This window comes from Aeromonas jandaei (assembly GCF_037890695.1).
GTDB lineage: Bacteria > Pseudomonadota > Gammaproteobacteria > Enterobacterales > Aeromonadaceae > Aeromonas > Aeromonas jandaei.
In genome coordinates this window covers 1,897,469-1,916,095 of record NZ_CP149571.1, presented here as the reverse complement: position 1 = coordinate 1,916,095, position 18,627 = coordinate 1,897,469, and the positions used below count along the sequence as shown (strand labels likewise).

20 protein-coding genes are annotated in these 18,627 nt (G+C 59.6%); 12 read left to right on the top strand and 8 right to left on the bottom strand.

The window, feature by feature from the left end; all coding sequences use genetic code 11:
* Window positions 1–224 precede the first annotated feature (224 nt).
* The 3 genes from WE862_RS09395 to WE862_RS09385 form a co-directional block, all read right to left on the bottom strand.
* Entirely contained in the window at window positions 225–659 is a 435-nt protein-coding gene (locus WE862_RS09395; protein ID WP_042030251.1) for a flavodoxin, read from the bottom strand.
* A gap of 77 nt (window positions 660–736) precedes the next feature.
* A complete protein-coding gene (truC, locus tag WE862_RS09390; RefSeq protein WP_042030250.1) occupies window positions 737–1,510 on the bottom strand; it encodes a tRNA pseudouridine(65) synthase TruC in 774 nt (257 codons plus the stop codon).
* Window positions 1,507–1,842: a YqcC family protein gene (locus WE862_RS09385; protein ID WP_033113715.1), complete on the bottom strand. Its 336-nt coding sequence runs from the start codon at window positions 1,840–1,842 to the stop codon at window positions 1,507–1,509. Before WE862_RS09385 ends, truC begins: the two co-directional genes overlap by 4 nt.
* Before the next feature lie 259 nt (window positions 1,843–2,101).
* On the opposite strand from WE862_RS09385, the gene WE862_RS09380 reads away from it, so the two are divergent.
* The 5 genes from WE862_RS09380 (at window position 2,102) to WE862_RS09360 (ending at window position 5,319) form a co-directional block, all read left to right on the top strand.
* Window positions 2,102–3,142: a DUF3549 family protein gene (locus WE862_RS09380; RefSeq protein ID WP_041208069.1), complete on the top strand. Its 1,041-nt coding sequence runs from the start codon at window positions 2,102–2,104 to the stop codon at window positions 3,140–3,142.
* A gap of 119 nt (window positions 3,143–3,261) precedes the next feature.
* Window positions 3,262–3,561: a DUF3301 domain-containing protein gene (locus tag WE862_RS09375; protein WP_041208068.1), complete on the top strand. Its 300-nt coding sequence runs from the start codon at window positions 3,262–3,264 to the stop codon at window positions 3,559–3,561.
* A gap of 342 nt (window positions 3,562–3,903) precedes the next feature.
* Complete coding sequence (locus WE862_RS09370) at window positions 3,904–4,140, top strand: DUF2789 family protein (protein ID WP_042030248.1); 237 nt, start codon at window positions 3,904–3,906, stop codon at window positions 4,138–4,140.
* Window positions 4,141–4,233: 93 nt separating this feature from the next.
* The gene (locus tag WE862_RS09365; RefSeq protein ID WP_042030247.1) at window positions 4,234–4,530 is read left to right on the top strand and encodes a DNA-binding protein; all 297 of its coding nucleotides are present in this window, start codon (window positions 4,234–4,236) and stop codon (window positions 4,528–4,530) included.
* A gap of 3 nt (window positions 4,531–4,533) precedes the next feature.
* A complete protein-coding gene (locus WE862_RS09360; protein ID WP_042030245.1) occupies window positions 4,534–5,319 on the top strand; it encodes a Zn-ribbon-containing protein in 786 nt (261 codons plus the stop codon).
* A gap of 126 nt (window positions 5,320–5,445) precedes the next feature.
* On the opposite strand, the gene syd is transcribed toward WE862_RS09360, so the two are convergent.
* Window positions 5,446–5,994, bottom strand: coding sequence for a SecY-interacting protein (gene syd, locus WE862_RS09355; RefSeq protein ID WP_033114237.1), 549 nt, complete (start codon window positions 5,992–5,994; stop codon window positions 5,446–5,448).
* Between the two features lie 182 nt (window positions 5,995–6,176).
* Between syd and queF the strand changes: the two genes are divergently transcribed.
* The 7 genes from queF to WE862_RS09320 all read left to right on the top strand — a co-directional run bounded on the left by queF (window position 6,177) and on the right by WE862_RS09320 (window position 15,315).
* Entirely contained in the window at window positions 6,177–7,025 is an 849-nt protein-coding gene (queF, locus tag WE862_RS09350; RefSeq protein ID WP_042030291.1) for an NADPH-dependent 7-cyano-7-deazaguanine reductase QueF, read from the top strand.
* 135 nt (window positions 7,026–7,160) lie between these two features.
* Window positions 7,161–9,434, top strand: coding sequence for a tetratricopeptide repeat protein (locus WE862_RS09345; RefSeq protein ID WP_042030244.1), 2,274 nt, complete (start codon window positions 7,161–7,163; stop codon window positions 9,432–9,434).
* A gap of 88 nt (window positions 9,435–9,522) precedes the next feature.
* Entirely contained in the window at window positions 9,523–11,139 is a 1,617-nt protein-coding gene (locus WE862_RS09340; RefSeq protein WP_042030243.1) for a GGDEF domain-containing protein, read from the top strand.
* Window positions 11,140–11,289: 150 nt separating this feature from the next.
* Window positions 11,290–12,645: a nucleotide 5'-monophosphate nucleosidase PpnN gene (gene ppnN, locus WE862_RS09335; protein ID WP_033114234.1), complete on the top strand. Its 1,356-nt coding sequence runs from the start codon at window positions 11,290–11,292 to the stop codon at window positions 12,643–12,645.
* 131 nt (window positions 12,646–12,776) lie between these two features.
* On the top strand, window positions 12,777–13,577 hold the full coding sequence (gene xni / locus WE862_RS09330) for a flap endonuclease Xni (protein WP_042030241.1): 801 nt from the start codon (window positions 12,777–12,779) through the stop codon (window positions 13,575–13,577).
* Between the two features lie 158 nt (window positions 13,578–13,735).
* Complete coding sequence (locus WE862_RS09325) at window positions 13,736–14,743, top strand: isocitrate dehydrogenase (RefSeq protein WP_042030240.1); 1,008 nt, start codon at window positions 13,736–13,738, stop codon at window positions 14,741–14,743.
* Between the two features lie 116 nt (window positions 14,744–14,859).
* Complete coding sequence (locus WE862_RS09320) at window positions 14,860–15,315, top strand: hypothetical protein (RefSeq protein WP_225628279.1); 456 nt, start codon at window positions 14,860–14,862, stop codon at window positions 15,313–15,315.
* Window positions 15,316–15,389: 74 nt separating this feature from the next.
* On the opposite strand, the gene rlmM is transcribed toward WE862_RS09320, so the two are convergent.
* Genes rlmM through WE862_RS09300 form a run of 4 tightly spaced genes read right to left on the bottom strand, consistent with a single transcriptional unit; the run spans window position 15,390 to window position 18,446 of the window.
* Entirely contained in the window at window positions 15,390–16,484 is a 1,095-nt protein-coding gene (gene rlmM, locus WE862_RS09315; protein ID WP_042030238.1) for a 23S rRNA (cytidine(2498)-2'-O)-methyltransferase RlmM, read from the bottom strand.
* Window positions 16,477–16,863: a DUF423 domain-containing protein gene (locus tag WE862_RS09310; protein ID WP_042030237.1), complete on the bottom strand. Its 387-nt coding sequence runs from the start codon at window positions 16,861–16,863 to the stop codon at window positions 16,477–16,479. Before WE862_RS09310 ends, rlmM begins: the two co-directional genes overlap by 8 nt.
* A gap of 31 nt (window positions 16,864–16,894) precedes the next feature.
* Entirely contained in the window at window positions 16,895–17,533 is a 639-nt protein-coding gene (locus tag WE862_RS09305) for an alpha/beta fold hydrolase (protein WP_339058735.1), read from the bottom strand.
* Window positions 17,526–18,446, bottom strand: a complete 921-nt coding sequence (locus WE862_RS09300) for a transcriptional regulator GcvA (protein ID WP_005338622.1) — start codon at window positions 18,444–18,446, stop codon at window positions 17,526–17,528. Before WE862_RS09300 ends, WE862_RS09305 begins: the two co-directional genes overlap by 8 nt.
* Between the last annotated feature and the right edge of the window lie 181 nt (window positions 18,447–18,627).

The following is an 18,627-nucleotide window of genomic DNA, read 5'->3' as shown; positions in this document are numbered from 1 at the left end:
CAAAAACATGACTGAAATCGCTTTCATGATTGAACTTTTATTTGCCTGATATGTCTTGCTGCCTTTTGGAACAGCACAAACAAGAAAACGGTGTCAGTGAGAAATATGTCGTTATTGTCAGTGCGGATATTTGATGGGCATGGGGAGAATGGCGCACAAATAATAATCCCCTGCCGAACCGAACAGGGGACTTATATGAGGCAAATTACAGCGTAATTTTTCGGCTATATATGCCAGCTTTTTAGCCAGGCCAGAGCGACCCGCTCCGGCTCATCGTGCAGGGTCGCATCCAGCTCAAGGCGCGGGACAACCGCTGTCGCCCCCAGCTCCTGCAACTGGCTATCCAGCCGACGGCCGGCACCGCAAAAATGGTCGTAGCTGCTGTCCCCCATGGCGACCAGAGCGTACCGCAACCCCTTGAGCCAGGGGGCGCGCTCAGCCAGATCGGTAGCAAAAGGCTGCAGATTGGGGGGAATGTCCCCCTGCCCCGTGGTGGCGCTGACCAGCAATAAAAAACGGCCGGGGTCGATATCCTCCAGCCGTGCCTCTTCATAAAGCGCTGTCTTGTGCCCTTGCCGTGCCAGCTCATCTGCCAGCGTCTCGGCCACCAGCATGGCCGCACCATAGACGCTCCCTACCACGATATCGATCTGTGCCATCACCTGCTCCCTGCCATTTCACTCGGATGATGAGTCACTTTATCGACAAGTTGGCGCCAGATGCAACCTGATGAGGATCAGTAGTCACTCTCGCTGGCAGGCCAGCCCAGCTCGGCAAACAGGCGCAGCACATCCTGGCCAAGCGGTGCCTGGATCCGCATCGGCACCTTGAGGATCGGGTGGGTAAAGCTCAGGGTGCGGGCCACCAGCAGCAAGCGCTCGCAGCCATAGTGCTCGCGGAAGAAGCGGTTATGGCGGCCATCGCCGTGGGTGGTGTCGCCCACAATCGGGTGGAACAGATGATCCATATGGCGGCGCAGCTGATGCTTGCGGCCAGTTTTCGGGAACAACCTGACCAGACTGTAGCGACTGGTGGGGTGTTTCTTGGAGACCGCATGGGGCAGCTCGACCCGATGCAGCCGGCGGAAGCTGGTGACCGCCTCCTGCGCCGGCCGATCCGGGTCGCTCATGGCGTCGGCGATCTTGTCCAGCTGCTCCTTGAGGGGGTAGTCGATCACCCCCTGCTCGGGCGCCCAGCCGCGCACCAGCGCCAGATACTCCTTGTGCACCTGACGGTTGGCAAACGCCTCGGTCAGGGTACGAGCCACCGCCGGATCGAGGGCGAACAGCAGCACCCCGGAGGTGGGCCGGTCGAGGCGATGAACCGGATAGACGTGGCGACCGCCGATCAGATCCCGGGTCATCTGCATGGCAAAGCGGGTCTCGGCCTTGTCGAGCCAGCTGCGATGCACCAACAGGCCGGAGGGCTTGTTGACCGCCACCAGCCACTCATCCTGATAGAGCAGGGTGAGCTGCAGCGCTTTCTCTTCTTTGCTCTGCTCGTCCATCATTGCTCGACCACTTTGCCGGAGAGCAGCAGGTCGAAGCGGGCGATCAGCCGCAGCAGGGCCTCCACCTCGGCCAGCTCCTCTTTATAGACTTCGCTGGCCATGGGGTAGAGGGAGACGCTGCTCGGCAACGGCGCCTGCATCACCACCAGCTGCTCCATGCGCGGGATCAGCACGAACTGCAACCACTGGTCAAAGCTCAGGGTATCGACACAAAAAGGCAGGGTACTGGCCAGTGCCTCCTCGCCCGGATGCTCCGCCTGCCAGCGCTCGAGGCGCTGCAGCTCGGCCGTGAGTTCCCCCAGCAAGCCGGCGACCAGCAAATATTGATTCATATCGTGCACTTCCTCATCACCACAGGTTGATCCGGGATGGCCGCGCGCTTGCCGAGCAAGGCAACAACAAGACGCCAGCCAGAGCGGCAGCCTTCGCAGCCAACCGCCCGTAAAAAAGGGCGATACTATACACCTCCTCCCGAGCCGCTGCCATGCAGAGATCCCGCCGCAGACTCGCCATCAGGGCCGGAGCCAACGCTGGCTATCCGTGGCCATGGCCTTATAATCGGCCCGCATCATATTCAAGCCGGAGCTCTCCATGTCTGCGACGCCGACCGCCATCAATACTCTGACCGACTTTCTGACCCAGGCTGGCACCCAGTTCCAGCTCTTTGACATGGGCCGCCAGGTGCGGCCGCTGGCCAGCGACACCTTTGTGCGCATCGAACAGCAGCAGGAGCCCTACCCCTGGCCGCTGCAGCAGCACGCCTGGCTCGGCGTCCACTTCTTCCAGCCGAGCGAGTCGCGCCACTACCTCTGGTTCCTCAAGTTTGCCCTCGACGAGCGCGGCCTGCTCATCTCGAGTGGCCCCAAGCACTTCATGGATCAGGTGGTGGAGACGCTGGGCTACAAGCTGACCGGCGAGCTCGACGAGGAGAAAGCCAAGCGACTGGCTGACAACCCCTACACCTTCCGCCCGGCCGAGGCCAAGATGGCGAGCCTGCACGCCAAGCTGGCGCGCCAGCTGGAGCAGGCCCCGTCTGCCTATTACGAAGCGCTCTGCCACTATCTGGCTGCCCCCAACGACACCGGCTGGCAGACGCTGGGGTTACAGGGTTTTGCCGATCTGGCGGAGCGGCTGCATGATGAGCGCAATCTGGCGCTGGTCTGCAAGGCGCTGCCCAAGTTGCCGCAAGAGCCGCTCTACGCCCTCTGCCAGAGTCTGGAGAGCGCCCCCTTGCCACCGGCCGTGCAAGGCGCCCTGCTCGAGCGGATCGGCAAGGAGCAGGAGTGTGCCGCCCCCAACCCGGAGACCCTGGCCTACCTCTGTCGCGCCATGGCCTCCTGCCCCGGCAGCGCGTTGCGCACCAACAAGCTGCTGACCCTGCTGCAAACCCAGCCGAGCCCGGCGCTGCTGCTCGCCATCGCAGGCCGGCTCTGGCCTGATCTGCAGGATGCCAGACTGCTGGGCGACTATCTGGAGCAGCTCGCCCTGCAACCGACCCAGTTCTTCAATCAGGTTTTTGCCGAGCTCGTCACTTTACCGGCCCTGCGCAATGATATGCTGGCCAGACTGCGTGACCCGGAGCGCAGCGAGGAGCTGGGCAAGGCGATTGGCCGCCTGTTTGCCTCTGCCTGATCTGCGGCATCGCCTGGCCCATTGGCCACGGCACGGGCAACAAGGGAGTCTGACCACAGGCTCCCGCTAGCTGGCTGACAGCCGACTCTGACAATGATCCGACAACAAGGAAGCTGCCTATGGGAGAGATGCTCGGAATTCTGGCGCTGATGGCGATAGCCGGCGCGTTCTGGCTGCAACGCCGTCAGGCCGAACTGGCGTGGCAATATATGCGCCGCTACTGCCAGCACCACGACCTGCAGCTGCTGTCGCTGGCCCGCAGCCGCCGTGAAGTGGCCGGCAAGCCGCTCAGGCTGCTCACCCACTACCAGTTCGAGTTCTCCAGCGATGGCGAGAGCCACTATCAGGGCACCCTCAAGATGCAGGGCCTGCACGTTATCGGCGTCGAGCTGCCGCCCCATCGCATTCCCACGGTTTGACATCCCCTTGCCTCATTACCCGGCCTGCTTATCCCCCTCCCCATCCGGGTCGGGGCCAGCAAGCCATATGTCAGAGATCGGGCCAATGCCTTTGATGAGCACAAACGGTGTGCTGGATGCCGCCAGCGGTGCGCTCTCCTCGGTATAAGCTGAAGCTGGGTCATTTTCCTAAAACCCATAAATTTTGTTTATAGCGGCCAAGCCGGGCCATCTCCCGCCTCTCCAACCCTCGTCATCAGCGGCGCAATGCCTCCTCCGCCATCAGGATGAAACCCCAGCCCGCCGCGGGGGGAAGAAATTCGCCTGTCTATAATCTCAGGGATTAGCCAAGGGAGAGACGAGATGGACCCCCTGCACCACGATTTGCCCGCCCTGTTCGCCCAGCTCGGCATGGCCAACGACGAGCTGAGCCTCTATCGCTTCGTCCACGAGCATCATCTCGACAACGAGACCCTGCTGCCGGAAGCGCAGTTCTGGAACGCCGCTCAGGCCAGCTTTCTGCGCGATGCCCTGTGGCACGACTCCGACTGGTGCGAGGCGATCGACCAGCTCGACCTGATGCTGCGCCAGCCCCGCTGAGCCCTCCCCTTTTATCCCCTGCGGGCTTTGGTTAAGATCCTGCCCCGACCAGCCACTTCGGCCCCCCATCTACCCATTCAGCAGAGCACACTTATGTCCGCCCACGAGATCATCCGTATCGCCAACGAACTGGCCGCCAAGGGGATCACCCCGACCACCGCCATGATCAAGGCTCGCCTGAGCCAGCCGGTTGCCATGGCCGAGCTGCTGAAAGTGCTTAGCCAGTGGAAACAGCAGCCAGCAGGTGCTCCGGAAACAGCCAGCCAGGAGCAGGCAGCCCCCGCCCCCGTTGCCGAGCCCACCCTGCTGCAACTTGCCGAACAGCTCAATCGTCTCGAACGCAAAGTGGATCGGCTGACCGACCTGCTCACACAGCAGGGGAAAAACTGAGCCATGTATATCGTCGAACTCTGCTTTGAGTGCTATCGCGACACCTCCCTCGGTGAAGCCGAGCGAGCCATCGTCAACTATCTGGACATGCTGCGCTATCAGGGCCAGATCCTCGGACGCGAGTTTCCCACCAGCATGCACGAGGGCTATTTCGTCAGCCGGGTAGTCTGCCCGGAGCAGGACAGCCTCCACCCGGACAACCAGAGCGAGCAGGTCAAGCTGGCCGAGCAGCAGCTCAATCAGGCGGGGTTGCTGGCGCCGAAACTCCATCTGCAGGGGGCGGATCTGCTCTCCGACAGCACAGATCCCTGCGGCCAGCAGGGCGAGCGCCCAAGCTGGATGATGCTCTACACCAGCTTCCTGCACACCTGCTCGCCACTGCGCTGTGGCGACCACTTCGCCCCCATCCCGCTCTATCAGGTGCCGGCCGTCGCCAACGGCGATCACAAGCAGATCATCAAGTGGCAGGAGGATTGGGAGGCGTGCGATCAGCTGCAGATGAACGGCTCCATCGCCGAACATGCGGCGCTGCACGAGATTGGGGAAGTGGGCAGTCGTCTCTACCGGCGTGGCAGCGATCTCGCCAAGCGGCTGGAGGTGCTGACCGGCATCCCCACCTACTACTACCTCTACCGGGTGGGCGGCGTGAGCGCGGCCGAGGAGAAGGCGCGCCCCTGCCCGAGCTGTGGCGGCGAGTGGGCACTGGCAGCGCCACTGCACGAGATCTTCGACTTCAAGTGCGACAGCTGCCGGCTGGTCTCCAACCTCTCCTGGGATTTCAAGGATTAAGCGCGCCCTGCCCGTGACGCAATAAAAAGAGCCTTGCCACGTGGCAAGGCTCTTTTTGTTGCGATATTCGTTTCGGCATTTCGTTTCGAGATCTGTTCCGCCAAGCGACAGTGGCGCGAACAGACGCTATTGCGGCAGGGTCTCCAGCCGCTCCAGGAACGCCGGCAACGAGGGAGCCAGCGGCAGCCTGCGGCCTGAGTCGAGCCACTCCAGCCACACCTGACCGCTCTCGTTATCAAGGGAGATGAGGGTCATCTCGTTGCGGGTGGTAGCAAGGAAGATGGAGGGAGTACGCTTGAGCTTGCGCAGCATCAGCAGGTGGCCGATGAGGTTCTCCTTGAGCAGGTCGAGATCCGCCTCGTTCCACGGCAGGATCAACTCAAGGCGCAGCCCCTTGAAGAGGCAGGGGACAGGGCGGCTGAACCAGTGGCCAAACAGGGTGGTCGCCGCAGGATGAAGCTGCAGCTCCAGCGCCTCGTTCATGGCGGTGAAATCGCCGGGCTCACTGCGCAGATGGGGGCGCCAGCTGATCTGACCGTCGACCGGCTCACCAAGCTGACAGGGGGAGCGCCACTCCGACTCCCACTGGCACAGGGGTAAGCCTCGTCTGGCCTCGCCGTCACGCTGCCAGCGGGTAAAAAAGTGCTTCAGGGCAGACAAAACTTGATCCGACATCGAAAATCCCCACAATTGCTGGCAAAGTCCGCTATTGCACCATCAAACCGGGTGACAGACAAGGTTGCCAGCGCCCCGTTGCAGCTCTGGGTTATCCCCGCTGGCAAGGCTGCGAGCACGCTCTGGCCATGCAATGGCCCGCTTCCTCCCAATCATGATGAACACATTAGGTGAGCAAACCTGTGAGCAAACAAGATAGATACGCCGGCGCCAGCGCCCTCCAGGGCTTGAGTCTGGGCCAGCAATCCGACTACATCAGCCAGTACACCCCCTCCCTGTTGCAACCGGTTCCCCGCAGCCTGAACCGGGATGATCTGAAACTCGGTGACGACCTCCCCTTTACCGGTTGCGATGTCTGGACGCTCTATGAGCTCTCCTGGCTCAACAGCAAGGGCAAGCCGATGGTGGCCGTGGGCGAAGTGACCATTCCGGCCACCAGCCCGAATCTTATCGAGTCCAAATCGTTCAAGCTCTACCTCAACTCCTTCAACCAGACCCGTTGCGACTCCATCGAGGCGGTGGCGGCCATGCTGGAGCAAGATCTCGGTGCCTGCGCCGGCGAGCCGGTCAAGGTGACCCTGTTCCCGCTCGATCGCGCCCCGCACCAGATTGCCACCCTGCCCGGCGAGTGCATTGACGAGCTGGATATCGAGGTCGACCACTACGAGTTTGATGCTGACCTGCTGCAAGGCGCTACCAGCAGCGAGCTGGTCGAGGAGACCCTGCACAGCCACCTGCTCAAGTCCAACTGTCTGGTCACCAGCCAGCCGGACTGGGGCTCTGTGGTGATCCGCTACAAGGGGCCGAAACTGGATCGGGAGAAGCTGCTGCGCTACCTCATCTCGTTTCGCCAGCACAACGAGTTCCACGAGCAGTGCATCGAGCGCATCTTCATCGATCTCAAGCACTACTGCCAGCCGGAGCAGCTCACCGTCTATGCCCGCTATACCCGTCGTGGCGGCCTCGACATCAACCCGTTCCGCTCCGATTTCGAGGCGGTACCCGCCAATCTGCGGCTGATCCGTCAGTAAAACGGGCGGACAATAGAAATGAGAGGGCGTCGGTTGGACGCCCTCTTCTTATCTGCAGGGGAAGCATGAGTAAACTCTGGACGCACAGGGGGGCGTTGGATAACATGCCCTCACCCCTGTGCCGTCCTTAATCCAATGAATCAACTGTTTTTTCTGGCCATGATGATGTCCTCCCTATCCGCTCCGAATCTGGATCTGGACAAGGAGCAGCTCTCTGTCGACCTCCAGCAGGCTCAGTCGCTGGTTCAGACCGATCCCGCCAGATGCGTCCAGATCACCTCCGCCTTCCTGACGCGCGCAGCCAACAATCCCCAGCAGATCATCAGCAACCGGCAGGAGTTCGGCTATCGCGAGCCGATCCTGAACTACAGCACCATAGCCCAGTCCGTCGGCGCCTTTCTGCTCAAGGGGGAGTGTCTGTTGCAGCTGGGCCAGTATCAGGCCACCCAGCAGGCGCTCGACAAGGCGATGGTTCTGGCAGACAAGGAGAATCTGCCAGAGCTCAAGGCACACGGCCTCTATCTCAAGATCCGCAGCCAGCTGCTCAAGCCTGACCACCAGAGCAGCAGTCGCCCCTTGCTCAGCGAGCTTGAGGAGCAGCTGACAGCCCCCAATCTCAAGCAGAGCCAGCTGCAGATCTATAGCCGGCTGCTACGCACCAGCTATGACATCGACAATCAGCAGCTCGAGGATGCCAAGGTACATCTGGCCGAGGCTCGCAACTGGGCAGCGAAAGCGGGCTATCCGCTCGCCAGCGCCTGGGTCAGCGCCATCAGTGGCGATCTCTATCGTGCCCTGCAGCAACCCCAGCTGGCCCTTGGCGAATATATCGATGCCCAGCAGCAGGCGAGAAATCTCAACGATCCGCTCTTCCTCGGCCTTCTTTCCAACCAGATCGTCAAGCTCTACCAGCAGGAGCAGGAGCCCCAGAAAGCGCTCCAGTATGCCAATGAAGCGGCCAACTACTTCCACTCCATCGGCAACCCCTCCCTGCTGTGCGACTCGCTCATCGTGCTGGCGCGCCTCAACCGGGATCAGGGAGACCTCAATCTGGCGCTGGTCTACTTCTTCAATGCCCTCGACCTCATCGATGAAGGGAGCAACCGGCCACAGTCCTCCCTGCTCAAGTACGAGATTGGCAAGACCTACCTGCAAAGCGGCAACCTCTCGCTGGCCAGCAACTACCTCAATGCGGCGCGCCAGTCCCACGAGCTGAACGATGCCAAAGAGCCGCTGATCGATACCCTGCTGCTGCTCGGCGAGCTCTATCTGAAAAAGCAGGAGGCTGCCATTGCCATCCTGCAGCTGGAGAATGCCCGGGCACTGGCCGACCAGATCGGCGATACCCGCCGCCAGTACGAAGTGTTCCGCCTGCTCTCGCTGGCCTACGAACAGAAAGGATTCCTGCGCCAGGCGCTGGACAGCTACAAGCGCTTCCACCGACTGGGTGAGGAGGTGCGCCAGCAGGAGATCGCCCAGGAGCAGGCGGCGATCCGCGACAACTATGTCCACGTCGAACGGGTGCAACACATCAAGGAGCTGGAGCAGCAGCTAGGCCAGAGTCAGCACCAGCAGGAGCGCTATCTCTGGTCGAGCATCACCACCAGCCTGCTGCTCGCCCTTTTTATCTATCTCTTCTTTACCCTCTGGCTCAAGCTGCGCACCGCCCGTCTGCAGGCCAAGCGCACCGGTGAGGCCCTGCTGATCGAGCCCCGCTCGGGACTGGCAAACTGGCAGCGCCTGATGAATCGCTGGCCGCGGGAGATGGCCAAACGCCAGCTCAAATCGGAGCGCTGGTATCTGAGCGAAGAGCCCACCAGCGAATTTGACGACAAGCTGCACTATTTGCTGTTCCGGGTTCCCTTCCTGCTCAATGTGCGGGAGCAGCACGGCTATCAGGCCAGCAGCGAGATTGAACAGGCCTTTGGCGCCTATATCGAAACCCTGACTCCGCAGGATGGCCGCATCTACGATTTGCGCGAAGGGCACCTGCTCTATGTGGTGCCGCAGCGGCATGTGGCCAATCTGCATCAGCTTGCCGGCGATCTGCTGATCGCCATCGCCGCCTTCCCCTGCGACTACCCTATCGATCGCCGGGTCAGCCTTGGCATCGTCAGCCACCCCTTCCTGCCGAAGGCGGCGACCGCACTCGATCACCATGGCCTGTTTGACCTCTGTTATCTCGCCCTGTCGGGAGCCATTCAGCTCAGTGAAAAACACCAGCAAAACGTCTGGCTGGAGCTCGCCGCCATCGATTGCCAACAGGCAGCATTTTTTAATGGGGATGTGTGGCAATGCGCCCTGATGGCAATTGACAAGGGACTGGTAAAAGTCAATTCTTCTCATGAAAAGCAATGGGTTAATTGGCACCAGCTTGCAAGGAAGCAAGACACCGGCCCACAACCGTAAAATAGATAACAGACGAGGCTCGATCACGGGTTCGGTCACTGTTGCTATCTGACACGAAAAACAATAATGACAACAGGGCGACCTGATAATGAATGATATCGCTGCCGTAGCAGGACAATTGGCAAGGCTAAGGGAATCCCTTCAGCAGAAACAGCTGGAGCTCGACGGAGTACTCTCATTCTCCGATGCAGAGCGTGCCCGCGGCATTCAGTTTATCAACAAGCTGATGCTCTCCTGCCGTGGCTTCGACCGTGAGCTGGACAACCGCTTCGCCAAACTCAAGCAGAAACTGGACGGCAACCCCGCATTCACTTCTCTTGACGCCGATCTGCTGGCTATCGAAAAACTGCTGCAGCAGCACAGTAATGCCATCGAAGAGTCGATGACCCTGACCCAGGCCGCCATCGATCTGGGCTCCAGGCAACTCAAGACCATCAAGGGCTTCCCGGAAGAGACCCGCAAATCCCTCAAGGAATTTTTGGCCAGCCCTGCCGGCTACGGCATTGCCGACCATCAGAAGAAGGTGATCCGGCTACTGGAGTTCTACCAGCAGGCCATCAAGATCCAGCTGCTGCCAAGCCAACCCCTGCTGGTCAATCCGGAGCAACCCACAGCCGAGAGTGAAGCGAACCCCGGCGAGCCCCAAACAGAAAACGATGCCTTCGATCTCAAGGAGCATGTCCGTCTGGCCGACGAGTTGCAGCGTCTCATCACCGAGCTCGATTTTGCCGGTTCCATCGGCGAGAGCCTGAGTGACATTCGCCGCCAGCTGCTGATCGGGATCAACCCCGCTCTGCTGGCCGAAACCAGCCTGCAGGTGATCGAACTCATCATCGAGGGCACCCGTGAGGAGCGCAAAGCCTCCCGCGCCTTCCTGAGCACCCTCAACGAGAGCCTTTCCGCCGTTCACGTCGGTTTTACCGAGTCGCTGGATGAAGGACGCGCCCTGCACAACGAGACCAAAGAGACCCGCGAGGCGCTGGTGAACGAGTTGCAGGCCATCGATCAGACGCTGGCCAGCCACAACACTCTCGATGCGCTTAAAGAGGCGATTTCCGGCCATATGGGCGCCATCAACCAGCTGTTGCAGGAGCGCGAAAACACAGCGGCAAGGGAGCGCCATCTGCTCACCCGCCTCTCCACCATGGAGTCCAAGCTCAGGTTGATGAAGGAGGAGACCGCCGAGTACAAGAAGCGGCTCACCATCCAGAAGCACAAGCTGTTCCTCGACAGCCTGACTCAGGTACACAACCGGGCCGCCCTCGATGAACGGCTGGAGCAGGAGTACAAACGCTGGCTGCGCTACCGCACGCCGCTCTGCATGGCCATTATCGACATCGATCACTTCAAGAACATCAATGACAACTACGGTCATATGGCGGGCGACAAGGCGCTGAAAGTGGTTGCCAAGGCGCTGCAAAGCGCACTGCGTGACACCGACTTCATCGCCCGCTTCGGCGGCGAGGAGTTTGTGGTACTGCTGCCCAACATCAATCCGGACAAGTTCCAGAAGCCCCTTGAAACATTGCGCCAGACCATCAAGAGCATCCCGTTCCGCTTTCGGGATGCCAAGGTGGAGATCACCATCTCCATCGGTGCCACCCTGTTCAAGGAGGGGGATAACCCGTCCGATGTGTTCGAGCGGGCGGACAAGGCGCTATACCACTCCAAGCATACCGGTCGGGATCAAGTGACTCTGGCCTGACTGGCGGTCAAAAAAACAGCGAACAGTCGTCCCCCTATTTCCCTCCCCCCTCAGTTACCACTACTATCGAAGTCAGGGGATGCAAGAAGGCATCCCCTTTTCTCCCCAGGGAAAAGCACAACGATAACAAGATGAGTAAAGGGGAACCCTATGATTACGCATATAAATCCGGTCGGCAGCATGGATTTGCTGTCACAGCTTGAGGTCGATCGCCTCAAGCAGACAGCCTCCAGCGATATCTATCAGCTGTTTCGCAACTGTTCACTGGCGGTGCTCAACTCTGGCAGCCACACCGATAGCTCCAAAGAGATACTTGAGCGTTTCAAATCGTTTGATATTCACGTGATCCGGCGCGAGCGCGGGGTCAAACTCGAGCTGTTCAACGCGCCGGAGCACGCCTTCGTCGATGGCGAGATCATTCGCGGCATTCAGGAGCACCTCTTCTCGGTGCTGCGCGATATCCTTTATGTCTCCAACCAGCTCGAATCGAACCGTCAGGTCAATCTGACCAATTCGACCCACATCTCCAACGTGGTCTTTGCCATCCTGCGCAACGCCAAGGTGATCCAGCCAGGCGCCGATCCCAACCTGATCGTCTGCTGGGGCGGCCACTCCATCAACGAGATCGAATACCAGTACACCCGGGCAGTCGGCAACGAACTGGGTCTGCGCGAGCTCAACATCTGTACCGGCTGTGGCCCGGGCGCCATGGAAGGCCCGATGAAGGGTGCTGCTGTTGGCCACGCCAAGCAGCGGGTACGCAACGGCCGTTACATCGGCCTGACCGAACCCTCCATTATCGCGGCCGAGCCGCCCAACCCCATCGTCAACGAGCTGGTGATCCTGCCCGATATCGAGAAGCGACTGGAAGCCTTCGTGCGCCTCGGCCACGGCATCATCATCTTCCCGGGCGGAGTAGGTACGGCAGAAGAGCTGCTCTATCTGCTCGGTATCATGATGAACCCGGCCAACGAACGCCAGCCGATGCCCATCATCCTGACCGGCCCGAAAGAGAGTGCGGACTACTTCCGTGCCATCGACGACTTCGTCAAGGCGACCCTGGGTGAACCGGCTACCCGCCTCTACCGGATCATCGTCGGCGATGCACCGGAAGTGGCACGGGTAATGAAAGAGGCAATGCCGAAAATTCGCGAATATCGCAAATCGGTCGGCGATGCCTACTCCTTCAACTGGTCGCTCAAGATTGAGCCGGAGTTCCAGCTCCCCTTCGAGCCGGATCACGCCAATATGGCCAGTCTGGATCTGCACCGCAACCAGCCGCCCCAGCTGTTGGCAGCCAACCTGCGTCGCGCCTTCTCCGGCATCGTCGCGGGCAACGTGAAAGAGGGCGGCATTCGCGCCATCGAGAAGAAAGGCCCCTTCAAGCTGCACGGCGACAAGGAGCTGATGCACCTGATGGACAAGCTGCTGGAGAGCTTCGTCAAGCAGCAGCGGATGAAGCTGCCGGGCAGTCAGTATGTGCCTTGCTACGAAATCGTACGCTGACGGGTACAGCAGGTAAATCGAGGGGCGCAATGCGCCCCTCTCTTTTGCCACTCAGCTGCCAACGGCCATCAATCCCCCATCAGGCCCGCGGGTTTGTTACAATGGGGCGTTCCGACTGCCAAGAGTGCCCCATGTCAAATCTAAGGCCACACCTGCTTATCATCGATGCCCTCAACCTCATCCGCCGTCTGCACGCGGTGCAATCACAGCAGGCGCTGACTCCTGCCCAGGCGCTGGTCGCCACCCGCGCCAACCTCGTCAATACCTGCCGCAAGTTGCTGGCCAATAGCGAGCCGACCCATGTCATTGCCGTGTTTGATGGCGAGGTGCATAGCTGGCGCAAGGAGATCTATCCGGCCTACAAGGAGGGACGTACTCCCATGCCACCGGAGCTGCGCGAATGGCTGGGTACACTGCAGGATGCCTTCTGGGAGTGCGGTATCGACGCCCTGCTTTCAGAAACCGATGAAGCAGACGATCTCATCGCCACCCTGGCCAGTGGCATTGCCCAACACGAGGCAAGGGCTACCATCATCTCCACCGACAAGGGGTTCTGCCAACTTATCTGCCCGCAGATCCAGATCCGCGACTACTTCAACAAGCGCTGGCTGGATGCCGCCTTTGTCGAGCAGCAATACGGGGTTGCGCCGACACAACTGGTCGATTTCTGGGCGCTGACAGGTATCGGGGGCTCCAACATCAAGGGTGTTCCGGGGATTGGCCCCAAGACCGCAACCCAACTTCTGCTGCAGTATGGTGATCTGGCCACCATGCTAGCTGCCAGCGAGCAGGAAGAGGCAGCGAAAGCGCTGCTCAAGCTGCGTCAGCACAGGGAAGAGGCGCTGCTGGCCCAGCGATTGGTGCGGTTGCAACAGGATATTCCGCTGGGATTCAACCTGCGGGACATCCGTTACCCGCCCCAGCCCGAATAACGCCCGAACAAAAATGCAGGCAAGGGCGCGAACCATGACGAGACTCACCCTCGTCGTTGATGAAAATGAGTAGAATGTAAAGGAATGTGGTTGGATTGCTAAGTAAATGATATAAAGCAGCCCCATCCTCCCCTATACCCTGGAAGTGGAACCCTCTCATGTCCAAAAGAACAATTACCGTTATCCCGGGCGACGGCATTGGCCCCAGCATCATCGAATCAGCCATCCAGATCCTGACCCACGCAGGCTGTGATTTCGAATATGAGTATGCAGATGCGGGTCTGGTTGCCCTTGAAAAGCATGGCGAACTGCTGCCACAGGCGACACTGGATCTGATCGAGAAGAACAAGGTCACCCTGAAAGGGCCGCTCACCACTCCGGTTGGCGGCGGTTTTACCTCCATCAACGTCTCCCTGCGCAAGAAATTCAACCTCTACGCCAACGTGCGTCCGGTCATCTCCTTCAAAGGCACCAAGAGCCGTTACGAGAACATCGACATCATCACGGTGCGCGAAAATACCGAGGGGATGTATTCGGGCGCGGGCCAGAAGCGCAGCGATGACAACAAGAGCGCCGAGGCGATGAGCATCATCACCCGCGAGGGGGCCGAGCGCATCGTCAAATTCGCCTTCGAGTTGGCCCGTCAGGAGGGGCGCAAGAAGGTCACCATCATCCACAAGGCCAACATCCTCAAGTCAACCTCCGGCCTGTTCCTCGAAGTGGCTCGTGAGATCGCCAGCCACTACCCGGATATCCAGAGCGAAGAGATGATCGTCGATGCCGCCTGCATGAATCTGGTGATGTATCCGGAGCGCTTCGATGTGATGGTCACCACCAACCTGTTTGGCGACATTCTCTCGGACCTGTGCGCCGGTCTGGTTGGCGGTCTCGGCATGGCGCCGGGTGCCAACATCGGCGATGGTGCAGCTATCTTCGAAGCGGTACACGGCTCGGCGCCGGATATCGCAGGCAAGAACATCGCCAACCCGACCTCGGTGATCCTCGCCTCCATCCAGATGCTGGAGTACCTTGGCATGCAGGATAAAGCAGAGCGGATCCGCGAGGCGGTACGCACCACTATCGAATCCGGTGATCGGGTTACCCGGGATCTGGGTGGCAGCGCCTCCACCAGCGAATTTACTCAGGCCATCATCGAGCGGTTATAAGTTAATCCATTGATATTGAAAGGGAGCTGCGGCTCCCTTTTTTATCTTCACAATAACCTCACCCAGCCGTCTGTTGCCGTCTATTTTCATAGGAGAGGTGACAGGGAGGGTCTCCGATGCGTACTACCGGAATGGTATTTTTGACAGGGTTGTTACTCTTGACTGACCGGGCTGTCGCATTGGAAAACAGCACCAATCCGGGGGCCATGCTCCCGCGTCAGCAGGCGCTGACCAGCCGTGAAGTGTGGCGCTCTACGCTGGATACCAACGATCTGCTCAAAGCTCCCAAACCGCTCTCGTTCGGCATCGAAGTCACCACCGATAACTACGGCAACCAGCAGATAACCTCCTACCCGCAGCTCAATCTCACTCCGGAAAAAAGTGTCAGCCTCTCTTTCGAGCGCTACAAACCCAAGGTCAAGTTCAGAACCGGCACCATGAATACGGCGATAAAACTGAGAGGCAACGGGGTAAAGCTGCAGCTTAATCCAGTCGACAAGAGCATTCCCCTCGAGATCGAGCTGAAGGTAACCAATGACGAATCCTCCCTGCGCGTCGATTATCGCTTCTAGCCAGTACCAGATAGCAAAAGACCGGTGAGTTTCCTCACCGGTCTTTTTACTATCTCGGATGTGCGTCCTGTCTATCAGGCCTTGGGTTGCAGCTTGGAAACCCAGTACTTGTTGTAGACATGCACGGTAATCTCTTCACGATCGTGGTAGAGCTGCTTGGCCTGGATCACGAACGCGTTGTCGATCTCCTTGAGCATCTCACGCAATACCTCGATATTGTGCACCGATTCGGCATAACGCTTCTTCATCGGCAGCTTGAGGTTGAACATCGCCTCCTGGCAATCATTCTCCCGGAACCAGTCCGCAATCATGTGAACGACCCGTGCCGGTTTATCGACCATGTCGCAAACCAGCCAGTAGGTGTTCTTCTTGCTCGGACGCCAGACAAAGCCGTCATCGCGCACATGTTTGACCTGACCGGTATCCATCAGAGATTGCGCCATCATGCCGTTATCGACCGCCGTCACCATCATGCCACGACGCACCAGCTGATAGGTCCAGCCACCCGGGCAAGCCCCCAAATCCACCGCCTTCAGGCCGGAGCAGAGACGCGTATCCCACTCTTCTCGCGGTACGAACACGTAAAATGCCTCTTCCAGCTTGAGGCTGGAGCGGCTCGGCGCATCGGCCGGGAAGCGCAGACGCGGGATCCCCATATGGAATCCGGAGTTGTTGAAGGAGTAGGAGTAACCCAGCAGCACGTGATCATTGGCCATGAAGAAGGCGTGGAACACCGGGCGGTTCGGCGTCTCCTTCTTGGTGAGGATCTCGTTGTTGCGCAGCGCCTGACGCAGCGGCACGGTGAACTTGCGGCAGAAGGCCGACAGCTCTTTCGCTTCGTTGGTGTCAGCAGTCTCTACCCGCAGATCGCCACAAATGGTGTATTCGCGAACAGCGTCGATAATGGGGGTGATCCGATCCGCAACATCCAGATCCTTCAGATCGTGGGTGACCACCAGCATCTGACGGATAAAGATAAGCTCGCGGAACGGCAGCTTGCGAGCCAGCAGATCCGCCTGCTCCTCGTCATACAGTTCGAATATCACATAACCACTGTCGTCCTTGACCCGGGCGAAACCGTAGCACTGCATGTTACCGGCACGCTCGGTGATCTCTGCAGCCGCCTCTTTCTCAAAACCGGGGCGGCAATAAAGCAGCAGATTATTCATTTTTTCCTCCAAGACGACAGCCAGCCCAGATAAGAGCCGCCCATCCCAACATAAAACAGAGGCCACCGGCCGGGGTAATGAGCCCCAGCCCCTTGCTGCCAAGCAGCACCATGGCGTAAATACTGCCGGAGAATCCCAGGATCCCCAGCACAAATGCGGTGCCGGCAACGGTAATCACCTTGCTGCGCACCCCGCACCAACCCAGTACCAACAGGGCCAGTGCGTGAAAAAACTGATACTGCACGGCGGTATTAAAGGCCGCCAGACGCTCGGGAGCAATGCCGGTGGCGGCCAGTCCGTGGGCACCGTAAGCCCCCAGCATGGTTGCCGTCAGCCCGAACAAACCGGCCAGCACCAGCCAGTGTCGATGGATACTCATCCTGACTCTCCTTCTATGATTCCCCGACGCGTCAAACCAGCGCCGGCACAACACCAACGAATTGCCGTATCCGGCTGGCGGCCTGTTGCAGATTGTCCTGCTCGCAAAGACCACTGCTCTTTCTCGGCTTGAAACCATGATCACCATCGGTCAGCCAGTGGGCCGATACGGCGGATGAGAAAGGAAAATCGGCCAGTTCGGCGCGAGAACCGAAAGTGTCGCGCTCCCCTTGCAGCAGCAGGGTCGGCGTCTTGATCTGCTTGAGTACCTCACCCCGCCAACGGTCGGGCCGAGCCGGGGGGTGGAAAGGATACCCGAGAATGAGCAAACCTGCAGCATTCATCTCGCAATAGATCTCGTCACTGATCTCGGCCGCCATCCGCCCTCCCATCGACTTGCCAGCCAGAAACAGCCGGGGATGGGCAAATTCCCGCACCATCTCGCGCCAGTGGGCAAGCAAGACGGGTTGCCGGTCTGGCGGGCGACGCTTGCCATCCAGAGCTCGCTTGCTCATATAGGGAAAGTTGAAGCGCACCACCTCGATATCCGGCCCGGCCAGCAGCCGCGACAGCTCGGCGAGAAAGATATGTTCCATTCCGGCGCCGGCACCATGTGCCAATAAAATGCGAACGGGGGCATCAACTGCCCCCTCACGGATCACCTCATGCATCGGCGAGTCGCGCTCTGCGGCGGGCCTCTTCCTGCTCCACCAGCTCCAGCATCCAGTCGCGGAAGGCTACGATCTTGCCCTGATCGGACTGCTGTTCCTGACAAACCAGATAGAAGGCATTTTTGCTCACCAGCACCTGCTCGAACGGACAGATGAGGCGGCCAGCCTCAATCTCGGGCTGAGCCAGCACGCTGTGGCCAAGCGCCACCCCCTGACCGTGGATCGCCGCCTGGATCACCATGGTTGAGTGGCTGAAGATGGGGCCCTGATTGACGTTGGGCGCATCGATATCGAGCTGGCGGAACCACGCCTTCCAGTCGCGGCGGGAAGTGTCGTGCAACAGAGTGTGCAAGGTCAGATCCTGCGGAGTGCGCAGTGGCTTCGGGCCAGTTAGCAGCAAGGGGGAGCAGACGGGGATAAGGTATTCGGTGTGAAGCTTGTCCGAGCGCAGACCCGGCCAGTTGCCACGGCCGTAGTAGATAGCCACATCAACATCATCGGTCAGGGAGCCTTCATCCAGATCAACCGCCTTGATCCGCACATCAATGTCGGGATGGCGCTCGCTGAACTTCACCAGCCGCGGCACCAGCCACTGGATGGCAAAACTCGGCTGCAGGCTCACCGTCAGCGCCCCTTTGGCGCTGCGCGCCAGCAGCTTGTCGGTCGCTTCCGAAATGGAGGCGAAGATATCCTTGATATCGAGGAAGTAGCCCTGCCCCTCTTCCGTCAACAGCAGGGAGCGGTTCTTGCGGCGGAACAACTTGATGCCAAGATACTCCTCCAGCGCCTTGATCTGATGACTGATGGCAGCCTGGGTAACGAACAGCTCTTCCGCAGCCCGGGTAAAGCTTAAGTGACGAGCCGCAGCTTCGAACGCCTTGAGGGCATTGAGCGGGGGTAAACGACGAGACATGACACCAGCCGACGATGAGTTTTTCTAATGGGGCGCATTATAATTTGTCGGTTGCGGGTCGACCAGTGAATAAACATAATTCGCCCAGCAATCAGTCGCCATATGGCTCACATTTTCTACTACATGTTGGTTTGCATGGGTTTTTCGTGAGTCGTTCGACTGTGATTGTGGTGTTGTGTTT